This is a genomic window from Burkholderia sp. FERM BP-3421 (genome assembly GCF_028657905.1).
Classification (GTDB): Bacteria; Pseudomonadota; Gammaproteobacteria; order Burkholderiales; family Burkholderiaceae; genus Burkholderia.
On the sequence record NZ_CP117780.1, the window covers coordinates 123,606 to 138,410 of the forward strand.

General features: G+C 67.8%; 1 protein-coding gene. It reads right to left on the reverse strand.

Annotation, left to right across the window (positions count from 1 at the left end; genetic code table 11):
- Position 1: 1 nt before the first annotated feature.
- The gene (locus Bsp3421_RS01745) at positions 2–14,761 is read right to left on the reverse strand and encodes an SDR family NAD(P)-dependent oxidoreductase (RefSeq protein WP_273995516.1); all 14,760 of its coding nucleotides are present in this window, start codon (positions 14,759–14,761) and stop codon (positions 2–4) included.
- Positions 14,762–14,805 lie beyond the last annotated feature (44 nt).

The window sequence follows — 14,805 nt, forward strand, 5'->3', positions numbered from 1 at the left end:
ATCAGTCGTCCTGTTTCGTCAAGGCGTGCAACACGCCTTCCATGTCCAGTTCCCCGGCCCTCAGTCGAGCCAGCAGCGTCTGGTAGTCGTTCCACGCCGGGCTGCCCGGGTGCGGCGCGCGCTCCGATCGCGCCGCAGGTTCTCTCCGGGCCTGCGCCACATCGTCATCGCGCAGGATGTATTGCCGCCTCCAGTCGAGCGTGATCGCATCGGCCGCGTGCCGGCCGGCGTTGCGGTAATCGTTGTCATCGATCTCGCCGCGCGCGAGCAAGTCGCGCAACGTCGCATCGCCGAGCCCGGCGAGCAGACGGTAGCGGACCACGTCGAGCGCCGCGTCTGCTTTGCCACTCGTCAGGTTGCGGCGGTTCAGCGCCTGCAGGCGCGCGGGCGCGTCGGGATCCGAATGCTCGCCGCGCAGCCGGTAGATCGGCGGGAACGGAGGCAGATTCAAAAGCTGCCAGAACGCCCGGAATTCGCGCGCCGGATCGGGCAGCAAGCCGAGCCGCAGCCCAAACACCACGTTGGCGATCGGTCCGTTGATCGCGGCGTGGCGCGGGTCGAGGCGGTAGTCGAGTTCGCTGGCGGCCAGTTCCGAACGGCCCGACATCACGCGCGCATACCAACGCGCCACCATTTCTGGAAAGAAGAACGTGCCGGAATACGCGACCGGCAGCGGGCACGATGTCGAGACGAGACTCGGTCGTTCGCGGTGGAAGATCCCCATCGCGAAGTCGGCGCGCATTGATACACCCGGCAGGTAATCGAACCGTTCGTCGATCTGGTAGCCGGTGCAGAACACGACGGCGTCGACCTCGATGCGGCGCCCGCTCCGGAACCGGCAGCCGTGCGTGTCGAACGCCTCGATCTCGTCGATCACCGCCTCGACACGACCGCTCGCGACGAGCGCAACGATGCCGTCGTTGATCTGCACGACCGGCTGCCGACGGAAGTCGTCGGCGTCGGGCAGCAGGCCGCTTTCCTGGTACCGTCGGAAATACTCGGGCATCGAATGGCGCACGCGCTCCATGATCTGAGCCGGATCGACGTTGGCGAGCAGGTTCGCAGGCGACTGGAAATCGTTCGGCACGAAACCCGTCATGCGCGGCATGATGAATTTCGGCCGGCGCATGACCCAGAACACCTGGCTCGCGCTCTGCGTGGCCTCCTCGGCGATGTCCATGCCGCTGATCCCGTTGCCGACGACGAGCACGCGCTTACCCTTAAGGCAAGCCTCGTCGACATATTCGGCCGAATGCAGGATCGTGCCGCGGAATGTATCGAGGCCGGCGAACTCAGGGCGCCACGGCTTCCAGTAGAGCCCCTGGCACAGCGCAACGCCGTCGTAGACATCGGTCCGCGATGCGCCGTCGCACACCGTGGTGACGTGCCATTGATCTCCGTGCGGTTCGATCCGGCTGACCTCGGTGCGATAACGGATACGCGCCGTTACACCGAAGCGCTCGGCGTAATCGCGTAGATAGCGATGAATGTCGGCGACGCCGTGGAAGTGCGCGTCGATCGGCGCTCCATCGAAATCGGAGAACGCGCTCGTGTACTTCGACGTCTGAAAGCGCGTCTTGCGGTAGGCTCCCGCGCGCTTGTTCTCGGCACGCAACAGCCAGACGCCACCGAGATCGGCCTGCCTTTCGAATACGTCCGGCCGATGTCCCTCCTCGAGCAGCGATTTCGCCATCACCAGCCCCGCGGGACCAGCGCCGACCACGGCGATTCGCTTGCCCGAGCCGCGTGCGATCGATGTCGCCTGCGATTCTGATGCGGCCGGGCGCGGCGCGCCGGCCGCAAGCGGTGCGCCGCCGACCCAGTAACGCGACGTCACGAACACGTAGCCCGGCAACGCGATCCGGCGTGGCGACAGTCCATCGAATGCGCGCGTCTCGCCACCCGCCTCGCCACCCACGACCCAGAGCGCCGCCGCCGCGCGCGGATCGCCGTCGGCCAGCGCCTGAGCGACGCGCGCCGAGTGTTCGGCCGAGTGAGATGTCGGCGCCGTGCCGTCGTGGACGCCTGCCTGATCATCGGGGCCGCTCGCGAGCCAGCCATCCAGCCGCTCGATCAGGCCGTCAAGCGACGACGCGACAATCGCGAGACGATGCCGGAATGTGGCGCGCCCGGTATGAAGCGTGTAGGCAACGTCGATCAGGCGGGGAGCCGAACCGGCGGCGTCTTGCGCCGCAAGCGCGTCGCGCAGTCGCTTCGCGGCGGCCCGTAGCGACTCGGGCCGCCGGGCCGACAAGACGACGAGATGCTCGCGTGCGGATTGGTCGCCGATCGCAGGCGGCGCAACCGCATGCGCTTCTTCGACGACCAGGTGGGCGTTGGTCCCGCTGAAGCCGAACGAGCTGACGCAAGCCATCCGGGGTTCCCCGTCGGCTGCGGACCAGGCCTGCGCGACGCGCGGCACATGGAACGGCGAACGCGCGAAGTCGATATGCTCGTTGACCGTGTCGCAATGGAGCGTCGGCGGGATCGTTCTGTGCCGCAGACTCAGAACCACCTTGAGGAGTCCCGCGATTCCCGCCGCGAGCGCCAGGTGTCCGACGTTGCTCTTGACCGAACCGATCGCGCAGTAGGCGTTGCCGACGTCGAACTCGTGAAACGCGTCGGTCAACGCGCGCACCTCGATCGGGTCGCCGAGCCGAGTGCCCGTGCCGTGCGCCTCGGCCAACGTGATCCGCTTCGGATCGATGCCGAAGCGTCGGTAGATCCCGGTCGCGAGCCGCCGTTGCGCATCCGGATTCGGCGCGGTGATGCCGTTCGTGCGGCCGTCCTGGTTGATGCCCCAGCCTCGAATCACGCCGTGGATCGTATCGCCGGCGGCGAGCGCGTCGTCGAGCCGGCGCAACAGTACGGTCCCGACGCCCTCGCCCGGGACGAAGCCGTCAGCTGCCTCGTCGAAGGTGCGGCAGCGGCCGGTCGGCGATAGCATGCCGGCCTTGCTCGACAGGATGTGCAGGGTCGGACCGGCCATCACGCACACGCCGCCGGCGATCGCGAAGTCGCAGTTGCCGAGCAACAGGCTGTTGCAGGCCTCGTTGACCGCGACGAGCGCCGACGAACACGCGGTGTCGATGGCGAGGCATGGACCGTCGAGATTGAGGAAATACGGCATGCGCGCCGACAGGATCGAACTCGCCCCTCCCATGAACGATTGTGCGTTGGCCTCATCGCGTTGGCCGAGATCGGCGTAGTCGCCGGTCGCGCAACCGACGAACAGACCCGTGCGCCGTGTCGCGAGATTGAACGGGTTGTAGCCCGCGTGTTCAATCGCGTGCCAGCAGTTCTCCATGAACACGCGCTGCTGCGGATCCATATGCTCCGCCTCGCGCGGCGAAATACCGAAGAACTCGGCATCGAACGCGTCGGCATCGTCGAGCAGGCCGATCCAGCGGCTATAGGTCTTGCCCTTTGACTGTGGATTGGGATCGTAATAGCGATCGAGCGACCAGCGGTGCGGCGGCACCTCGACGATGCTGTCGCGTCCCTCTACGAGGTTGCGCCAGAATGCGTCGAGATCAGCCGCGCCCGGGAAGCGGCCGGCCATCCCGATGATCGCGATGTCGACACGTTCGCGCGATGCGTCGCGAAGCGGCGCGGCCGGCATGGGGGGCGGCGCCGCCGCAGGACCGCGCTGGCCGCGCGTGACAGGCGACCCGGCCGGACCCTCGGTCATCGAGGCGGACGTTGCCGCCCGCACGGGCGCGATTCGGGGCGCGCGCGACAGATGAACCACGAGCGCGTCGAGGGTGGGATACCGGTACAGGTCAGTCGGGCGGACCTCGACGCCATGCGCCACCGTCAGTGCTTTCGACCAGGTGATTGCCGTCACCGAATCGAGCCCCATGTCGACGAAGCTCGTCCGAGGATCGATCTCCGTCACGTCGAGCTGAAGTTCGTGTGCGAGGCTATGCGCGACGCTGTCCCGATCGACCGGTGCCGTCGGCCGTTCCTCGTCAACGCGCGGCAGTCGAACCGGTGCGCGACCGTCCGCCATCGCGCGCACCGATACGCTCAAGCCGGTGTGCGTCGGCGCGACGCCCTCGCCCGTCTTTTCCGCGGCGTTTGCGGTATTTTCGCCGCCGAGATACGCGCATAGCGCGGCCAGGTTGGGATACTGGTATAGCTGCGTCGGCGACAGTGCGACGGACAGCTGCTCATGCAGCTTGCGCGCCCAGATCACCGCGGTCACGGAGTCGAGTCCGAGATCGACGAAGCTCGCCTGTGCGTCGATCGCCTGTTCGTCGAGCTGAAGTTCGGCCGCGAGCGTGCACCTGACGACTTCGGCAATCGCGCCGACCGTCGCGGGTTGGGGCTGCACCTGCGCCGTGACCGGCGCGACCTCCGACGCGGAGCCGGCCGTGGCCTCGCGCAAATACGCGAGCAGCTTCGCGATGCTCGGATACTGATATACGTGCGCGGGCGTCAGTTCAACCCGCAATGCGCGGCCGAGCGTGCGGGTCCAGGTCACGGCAGTGACCGAATCGAGGCCGAGATCGACAAAACTCGCTTGATCGTCGAGCTCGTCGGAAGACATCTGAATTTCCGTGGCCAGCGTCGATTTCAACAGGGTTATCAGATCCTGCCCGGGAGCACACCGCGAGCCGGCATCGGTATCCGCATCCGCGGTGGAAGCGAAGCCGTACGCACGGTCGATCAACCGCGCTACGTCGGGATTGTGACGAAACGTCAGTTCGTGCATGTCGAGTTCCTTGCGAATCATCGCGGGCAATGCCTGGGCGAGTGCCGCGAGACGACGCCCCTTGTCGCGTATCAGCGCGTCGCGTGTCCGTCGCATGGCCCACTGCGCGGCCAACCGGCGCGCTTGAGCGAGCACCTCGCCGCGCGGCACGACCGACAGGCCGGGCAACCGTTCACGCAACGCCCGTCCCTTGTAGGGTTGTGCCCCGAACAGGATTTCTCGGCCCAAATCGAGACCGAGCCGCATTGGAAACACGAGCGTGGAGCCCGCGCCGGGCGTGAAGCCATATGACAAGTACGGGCTGTGATAGACGCTCTCCTCGGCAAACAGCACCGCATCGCACACCATCCCCATCGACCAACCGGCGCCAATCGCATGTCCCTGCATCGCCGCGATCACCGGCACAGGGCAGGCCAGCGGCAGCTCGTACAGGCGCGCATCGGTGAATGTCGCGTTGCCCTGCTGAATCGCCTGCATGCCTTGCCGGGTGCCGCCCGTCGCAAAGTAGTGACCGTAGCCGGTCAGAATCAGCACCTTGCATGCGGGTGTCTCGCCGGCCCAGGTCATCACGGCTTCCATCGCGGCGACGAACGCCGGCGTGAAGGCATTCTTGGTGTCCGGGTCACACATGCGCGCGACCGCGACGCCGAGATCGTCGAGCGTCAGCTCGATACAGGTGTGCGGCAGCGGCACCGGCCGCTCGGAACCGGCCGCCGCCGCGGCCGCCGCGCGCGCCGGCTCGCGTTCGGGTTCCGCGAGCACCGGCCATGACGACGGCGCGCCGAGCGTGTTCGCCTCGGCGAAGAACGTGCCGCGCCAGTGCGCCTTCAGCAAACCGGCCGCGCGGCCGCCTTCGGTGACGATCGTCTCCATCGCCGCGCGTGCCCGCTCGCCGACGGCGAGCGCGGGCACCGCATGCAGACCGAGGTTCGTAGCCCGCCACGCCGCGCCGGTGCGCGCTTCGCCCGACAACATCGCGGCGGAGCCAGGCCGCGCACCGAAGCGGGCGCGCAACAGGTCACGGGCCACGACGGACGATGTCGAGGGGCAACCGTAGCGGCTCTCCGCGTTAACGATCATCAGATCGCAGGCGGCGCCGATCACCCAACCAAGATCGATCGCGTCGCCATGGAGCGCGGCCAGCACCACGGACGGCGCTTGCCCGATCGCGTCGACCAGCCGCGCAAGCGCGTCATCCGGGACACCGACGAGAGAGAGACGCAATCCGTCCCGGGGGCTGTGCAGCAACACCGCATCGCACGGCTCGCCCCACGTCGGACGCTCGAACAGCGCGGTCAGCCGCGCCACGAGATCCGCCGCATCGAGCCCGACCGGCAGATCCACGTGGTGCAGCGAGGGATGCACGTCATCGCACCGCGCGACAAGCGCCTCGTCAACGGCCCCCGTGTCGAACGGGACAGGCATCGTCGCCGACCGCGCTCGCACGACTTCGGACGGTGATGCGAGCGTGATCGGCATGGTCGACGCCGCCTCGCTCGACGCAACGAAGCGGCTCGGCGCGGGCAGCCGGATCGTGCCGGCGCTGGTCCCTTCTGACGGCGTGGGCGCGTGCGATGCGCGCGGAAGCACGGAAGTGGCATCGCCTGCCTCGCTGGCCACCTCGACCCGGTGGGCCGGCGCTTTGCCCATGATGGCGTCGGTGGGCCCCCCGCCGTTCATGATCGGCACGCCCGCGCCGCCCGGCGTGCCTTCCGAATCAACCTCAAGCGCCAGCGCAGGCGCGAGCGTATCGAGCCAGAATCGCCGTGGCTGGAATGGGTAAGTCGGCAACGCAATCGCGCGTGCCTGCCGCGCTCGGCGCGCGGCCCGTCGCGAGCGCCAGTCGATGTCGACGCCGGACACCCAGGCGCGCGCGCAGGCGTCCAGATCGTCCAATGCGGGCGCCTCGGCGGCAACGCCTGTGCCGTCGATACGGGCGCGATGGAAGCCCTCGACCCGCTCGCCGCGCCGGTGCATGCGCAGGATATCGAGCAGTTCCGCCGTTGACCGGCATACGACGGCGCACCGCTCCGCCATGGCGCTGCGCCCTGTTTGCATCATCCGGCACAGATCCGCGAGCGGACCGCCGCCGTTCGCAAGGAAGGCGATCACCCGATCCAGATAGGCATCGAGCCGCCCGGTGTTGCGGGCAGACAGCACGAACACGGCGGGCTCCTCGACTGTGGCTGTATCCAGTCGTGTAGCGCCGCGATCGGGGCCTTCGTCGCCATCGCGATACTGCTCGACGATCAAATGCGCGTTCACGCCGCCCGCGCCGAACGACGAGATACCCGCCCGCAGCTGTGCATCCGAGCCCGGCTGCGGCATCCAGTTTCGCAATGTATCCGACAAATAAAAGCCGCTGCCGTCGAGCGCGATTTCCGGATTGAGCGAATCTGCGTGCAGCGTCGGCACGAGCTTACGGTGACGCAACTGCAGGACGACCTTCGTCAACGCCGCCATGCCGGCCGCCGCCTCGAGATGCCCGATGTTCGACTTCACGGATCCGAGCGCGCAGTGCACGCCGGCGGCGCGTGCGCCGCCGAATGCCTGCACGAGACCACGAAATTCTATCGGGTCGCCCAGTGTGGTCCCGGTGCCATGCGCTTCCAGATAGCCGATCGATGCGGCATCGCAGCGCGCCCGCGCCAGCGTGTCGCGAATCAGTGCTTGCTGCGACGCGGGGCTCGGCACCATGTAGCCATGCGTCTTGCCCGAATGGTTGATGCCGCTCGCCCGGATGACTGCATGGATCGCATCGCCGTCGCGCCGCGCCTGACCAAGCGGCTTGAGGATCACGGCGCCCACGCCCTCGCCGGGTACGAAGCCGTCCGCGCCCGCGCCGAAACTGCGGCAACGTCCTTCGGCCGACAACATGTGGCCCGAACAAAGCGCCACATAGTTGGCCGGATGCAAGTACAGGTTGACGCCGCCCGCGATCGCGATGTCGCAGTCGCCGCGACGCAGCCGTTCGCAAGCCTCGTGGATTGCGACGAGCGAACTCGAGCACATCGTGTCGATCGCGAGGCTCGGCCCCATCAGATCGAGGCAGTACGAGACGCGGTTCGCGATCGAGCCGAACGAGGTGCGCGGCAGGAACACCTTATCCTGACGCCAGAACTCCGGTCCGTACAGCTCATAGCCTGTTTTGGTCGCGCCAACGAACACGCCCGCGCGCGCGCGATGACGCTCGACGAGCATCTCGCGACTGTAGCCGGCATCCTCGAGCGCCTCCCAGGCGCATTCCAGGAACAGGCGTTCCTGCGGGTCCATCAGATACGCGTCGCGCGGCGCGATCGAAAAGAACTGCGGATCGAAGTTCGCGAAACCGTCGAGGAATCCCCCCCATTTGCTATAGCTGCATCCGGTGCGGGACGCCTCGTCCTTGTCAGCGACGTAGAAACCTTCGAGCGACCAGCGTTCGGGCGGAATCTCGCCGATACAATCGACGCCGCCCGCGAGATTGCGCCAGTATTCGGCAAGGTTCGCAGCCTTCGGATAGCGGCCCGCGATGCCAATGATCGCGATGTGATCCTCGTCGTCCGGGCCCGCTGCGTCGTCGCCGATCGTGCTCGCGTTGACGTTGGGCGCCAATGCCTGCGCTGCGTCGCTGCCGTATCCATCGAGCGCCGTCTCGACCGGCGACGCGGCCGGGTCTTCGGGCTCGCCAGCCCACGCGCGGCTTTGGGACGGATACGCCGCGACCAGATGCGCAGCCAAGCTCGCGATTGTCGTGTGCTCGTAGAGCATCGCGCTGCTGATGCCCGGATAGGGCTCGCCGAGCGCCTGCTGAAAATGGACGATGCGAACCGAATCGATACCGTATTGCTCGAGTCGGACATGGGGATCGATGCGCTGCGGCGACAGCTTGCAGAGCCGGCCAAGCAGTTCGCGCAGCCGGTCGGTCACGCGCTCGTCGAGGCCGACGCGGTCGCGCGCCGTACTCCGCGAACCACGCCCGGCAGACGCGGAGGCCGTCGGACCATCGGCGGCCTCCGCTTGCTCGGCGGCCGCGCGCATGCGTGCGGCGTCGCCATGGACGACGAGCACGTGTTCGCCTCCATGCACGAGTACGCGTTTCAACGCGCGCATGCCATCGTCGGCGCCGAGCGGCAGCATGCCCGTCTCACGCAGCACGCGCGCCGCATGCGCGTCCGGAGCCATGCCCTCGCCTTCCCACCAGGGCCAGCCGATCGATACGGTGCGGCCGTGACACGCGCCCGTCGCGGCAAGTACCGCGCGGTGAGCGGCGTAGCGGTCCAGGAAAGCGTTGGCCGTTGCATAGTCGCACTGCCCCGCGTTGCCCATCGCTCCCGAAAGCGACGAGTACAGCACAAGGAAATCGAGTGGCAGATGGCGCGTCGCGCAGTCGAGATTCACGGTGCCCGCCACCTTTGGCGCAAGCACTTCGCGGAAGGTCTGCGCCGTCTTGCGCAACGCGGCGCCATCTCGGCTCACCCCGGCGGCATGGAACACGCCGTTCAATGCCCCGTGCTCGCGCACGATGTCGGCCACGAGCTGCTCACAGGCCGCGAGATCGGCGATGTCGGCCGCACGATATTCGATCGCAATGCCTTGCGCGCGCAGCGTGTCGAGCAAACTGCCGACCGGCGCGCCTGTCAGCTCGGAGGCTGCGCGACGGCCTGTCAGGATCAGGGTCGCGGACGACAGTTCGCCCGCGAGTTGCCGCGCCAGGAGGGTGCCCAGCGCGCCACCGCCGCCCGTGATCAGGTAGACGCCCCCTTCGCGCCACGGCGACTCGCCGGGCTCGTCGCCGTCCGCCTCGCGCCACACGCGCTGCGAAAGCGCCCCCTCGTGGTAGCGGACCAGCGTCGCGCGCGGGTGGTGCGCGGCCAATCCGGCCGCCTCGCGCAATGCTGCGTCCGAAGACACATCGTCGCATTGCACGAGTTGGCCGGCGAAAGTCGGATGTTCGAGCATCAGGCTGCGCAGCATCGCCTCCAGCGCGCTCGGAAGCCGGCCGCGGTCGCCGGGCGGCACCAGCAGTTGCGCGCGTACGTTGGCGCCGGCCGCGGTCGCGAGCCGCGCCTGCAGGTCCGAGAAGACCGCCAGCGCGAGCTGCGTGAACGCGCCGTCGATGGCATCGGTATCCGCAGCGGATCCGACGATCCGGCAGCGATGCGCCGGCCAGTGGGCCGCGAACCGCTGCGCCTCGGCCGCATCCCAACCGCACAGCAAGACGTCGGTCACGGCGTGGGACGCCTCCGCGCCCATCGGCAGGCGCTCCCACACTGCCACACGGTAGCCGACTCGCGGTGTCGTCGTCAGGTTCGTCATGGCCTTGCGGTTCGGCTCGGCACGCGGCGCCTCGACGTCCGGCGTCGGCAGCCAGTAGCGTTCGCGCGCGAACGGATAGGTCGGCAGATTGACACGTCGCGGTCGGCGCCCGCCTGCACCGTCGCTGGCATACAAGCGCTCCCAGTCGAAATCGACGCCCTCGACCCACACGGTCAGAAGTTCCGCATACTTGCGCTTCGCGAACCAGGTATCGATGAGCGCATGGCTGTCCTGATCCATGCCCAACAGCGGCAGCAGCCGGTTACCGTTCGCGCGCGTGCCCGAAAACACGCTGTGCGCATCGGGCCGGCCGTCGAGATAGCCGTTCAGCAGCGCGAGGAGTTCGTCGCGCGATGTTGCAATGAATGCGACGCGCGCCTCCCACGGCTCGCGCCCCGTCTGCAACGTATAGGCGATGTTCGCGAGCCCGGCGGGCGGATGCCGCCAGTGGCGCCCGCCCGCCCCCGGCCGCGCGCAGTCGGACAGATAGGCGGCCAGCGCGCGTGCCTGCTCCGCCAATCGCTCCTGCGTGCGGGCCGAGAGCGGCACGAGGCAAATACCTCCGTCCTCGCCATCGATCGCGTCATCGGCCGGCCGCGCGTAATCGCCCAGCACGAAATGCGCGTTCGAGCCGCCTGCGCCGAACGATGAAACGGCTGCGATCCGGGAGCCCGTCGCCCCCTTCCATGGCTGCCGATCGCGTACCACCACGAACGGGCTCGCCGCGAAATCGATATTCGGATTCAACCGTTGCGCGTGCAGTGACGGGAACAGTTCGCCGGCGCGCATCTGGCCGATCACCTTGGTTAGCGCAGCCATGCCGGCAGCCGCCTCGCAATGGCCCACGCTCGACTTGACGGAGCCGATCGCGCAGAACTGCGTATCGGCCGTATCGCGTGAGAACGCGCCGGCGATGCCGGCGATCTCGATCGGATCCCCGAGCGCGGTGCCCGTCCCATGCGCCTCGACGTAGCTGACCGAGCGCGCGTTGACTTGTGCTTGCGTCAGCGCCTGGCGAATCACGTCCTGCTGACGTCGCGGCTGCGGCACGCTATAACCTTGGCTCTTGCCGCCATGATTGATCGCGCTGCCGCGGATCACTGCGTAGATCGGATCGCCATCGCGCTCCGCGTCGGCGAGCCGCTTCACACACACCACGCCGACGCCCTCCGACGGCACGTAACCGTCGCCATCCGCGCCGAAGCTGTGACAGCGGCCTCGCGGCGACACGAAGCGACCCTGGCTCAGCAGATGATATTTGTTCGGATGCAGGTTAAGGTTGACACCGCCGACGAGCGCCATGCCGATGCCGCCCGAGGCCAGCTCGCGGCAAGCCAGATGCAGGCAGGTCAGCGAGCTGGAGCACATCGTGTCGATCGCGAGACTCGGGCCGCGCAGATCGAGCGCATAGGACACGCGATTGGCGATACTCGCGTAGCTGCTGCCCACAAGCCGTTCCGGATCGTTGTCGGCACACTGGAGGTATTCGCTGTACATCACGCCGACGTAGACCCCGATCTCGTCCATGCGGGCCTCGTCGCCCGCCGCCTCGCGCTCGCGTCGCGCACGCGCGAGGCGGCCACGCGAATAACCGGCATCTTCCAGCGCGGCCCACGCATGCTGCAAGAACAGGCGTTCTTGCGGGTCCATGATTTCCGCCTCGCTCGGCGAAATGCTGAAGAAAAGCGGATCAAATTCGTCGACGCCGTCGATGAAGCCGCCCCACCGGCTCGCGTGCGTGCCCGGGCGACGGCTGCCGTCTTCGCGATAAAACGAGCGCCAGTCCCAGCGTTCCGGTGGAATCTCGCGAATCGCGTCGACGCCTTCCGCGAGATTGTCCCAGAACTCGACGACATCGGCCGCTTGCGGATAGCGGCCGGACAGCCCGATGATCGCGATATCCGCGCGCGCGGCATCGCCCGACACGCAGGACGCGTCGACGACGCCTGGCGTCGGGCGCGGCATCTCCGCCGGATGGGAGATCGGCTGCGTCATGGGGACCTGCGTCGCGCGCGGGCCCGATGCAGGCGCGACGGGCGTCCCTGTCGCGGCCAGCGCCTCGGCGTGGTGCTCGGCGAAATGCCCGGCCAGCTCGTTAATGGATGGATACTGGAAGAACAGGGTCTTCGGCAACGTTCCGAACGTCTCTTCGAGTTCGCGCGTCGCCTTCATCATGTCGACCGAGTCGATGCCATATTGATCGAGCGGCTGGTCGGCCCGCATCTGCTCGACCTGGAGTTTCAACACGCCACCGACAACCCGCCGCAGCAGACGCACGGCCGCGCCGTGCAACGCCTCCGAATCGACTTGCGACAGATCCGGCGCGGGTGGGGCTGCGGCTTCGTCGGCCCCGGCGGCATCCGTATCGGCGACGCCGGTCAGGTACCGCTTGAGCCGGTCGAGATCGCCCGCCGCCACGAGCAATTCGGTGCATGGCGTGGCGAGCGCGCGGCGAAACGCCTCGATGCCGAGCACGGCGTCCATGGGGCGCATGCCCGTGGCGTGATACAGGCGTTGCGGATCGGCGATCCCGGCAGCCATGCCCCCATCCCAGAGCGGCCAGTGGAGACAGAGCGAGCGACCATGCGCGGCGCCGATCCCGACCTCGGCTTGCCGCCATCGCGCGTAGCCGGCCAGATAGGCATTCGCCGCCGCGTAGTCACTCTGTCCGACGTTGCCGAACACCGCGCTGCCGGACGAAAACAGCACGAAACAGTCGAGCGGCATGTGCCGCGTCGCGCGATCGAGGTTCGCGGCGCCGAGCACTTTCGGTCGCATCACGCGTCGCCACGTATCGTCGGTCTTGTTCACGAGCAAGCCGTCGTCGGCCACGCCCGCCGCGTGCAATACGCCGTGCAACGGCCCATGCTCACGCTCGATTCGCGCGATGGTCTCGGCCACCGCCTCGGCGTCGGCGACGTCGGCGCGGCAGTGCATCACCCGAGCACCGGCGGCGGCGATTTCGCGCAGGCGCGTCTGCTGCCGCGCATCGAGCGCGTCGGGCCCGTGTCGGCCGAGCAGGAAAATACACGCCCCGGTAACCGACGCGGCGATGTCCTGCGCGAATGCAAGGCCAAGATGGCCCGTGCCGCCGCTGATCAAATAGCGGCCGCCATCACGCCACCCATGCATTGGTGCGTTTGCCTCGGCGGCGACTGAAACCCAGCGCTTCACCTCACGGACGCCCGCGTAGCGCACGCAGTCGACATCGTCGTCCGCACGCGCCTCGTCGACGAGCGCGCCCGCGATCTCATTCACGTCGGCGCGTGCGGTACACGACACGAGCCGCGTGGCACGGCGAGGATCCTCGGCTGCGATGCATTTCAGCATCGCATGCATGCTGCGTGCGAGTGGCGAGGCGTCGTCCATTGCCACCAGCCACAGTTCGGATTCTCGACAGGGGATGGCGGACCAGTCCTGCAAGCAGTGCTTCAGGCGCAAGCTGCTTTCGATCGGGTCGTCTTGCGCCGAGACCGGATCAAACGCGATGCGGACGATCTCCGGACCCGCCAGCTCGGCGGGCCAGCGTGTCCGTAGCGACGCGGCGAGCGCATCGACCTCGCCGACCTTGCCAAGATCACCGACCAGCAAAATCCGGCACGGCGCCGGTTGCCGTGCGGCTCGCGCTCCGACCACGAATGGCTCGGCACGCCACTCGGGACGCGCAAGCAGCAACCCGCTGCCGTGCCGGGCTCGAATGCGCCCGACGCGAGAAGTCAGCCCCTTCAAGGCCGCGCAGAGCCGCCCGTCCGCATCGTATAACTCAATGTCGAGGCGCGTGACCGCACCGACCTCTGTCGTGCGGCGCGTCACGCGCGCCCGCATGCTCGGCTCGCCAACCCTCCATACGGCGATCTCGTCGATGGCGAACGGCAGCCCCGGCTCGATATCGGCCGCATCGGCCAGATAGAAGCCGGCGGCGGCCTGTAACGCGCCGTCGAGCAGACTCGGATGCAACATCATGGTCGGCAGACTCGACACAAGCGGAACCGGCAGCGCGAGATCCGCGTACAGGCATTCCGGCGAATGCAGCGTGGCGCGTTGCAGCGCGCGCTGCCGCGGACCGTATTCGAAACCGCGCGCCGCCAGGAAGCGATAGACTTGTTCGGCGTCGAAGACGGTCGTGCTGGACGCAATCTCGTGCGTCACGTCGCCGACGGCGACCGGCTCGGACTCCGGCGCGGACAGGTAGACGCCGCGACAGTGGACGACCAATTTCTCATCGGCGGCCAGCGCCGCGTGCGGGGTCGCGTCGAGGCGCGGCGTGATTTCGGCGAGCGTGCACGCCGTCGATGCCAGCGTGAAATCGATCCGGCCGCGCGCATCCGCCAGCAGTTCCACGACGAGCAGACGGCAATCGTCGGCGTCGCCGTCACGGTCGAGCATGAGCGGCCGTTCGAGACTGACTTGCTTCATCACGAAACGGTCGGAATGGGCCAAGCCCGCCTGTCGGACCGCCGCGCGCACGAACTCGAAATAGGCGGCGGCGGGCAGCACATGCACCCCGTCGACGCAATGATCCGCGAGAAAAAACTCGCGCCCGGTCAACCCGCAATACAGCACCGCGCGTACGCCGCCGTTCTCGCGGCCTGCCGCGTCCGGTGGTTGCGAGTGCAACCAGTGAACCTCTCCCGTTCCGCCGATGCAACCCGAACGCCGGTACTGGCGCAGAAGGTTCAACGCTGCGTCGCGCCGCAGACGGTTGCGTGCGACCTGCCCAAAGATGTCGAGATGATAATTAGCCATGAGATTTCCGTGGCGCTGCGCGGACTGGCGCCGAAGCGCCGTCG

Coding starts and splice junctions, on each gene's coding strand:
- Bsp3421_RS01745 (WP_273995516.1), bottom strand. CDS start 14,761: ATGGCTAATTATCATCTCGACATCTTTGGGCAGGTCGCACGCAACCGT.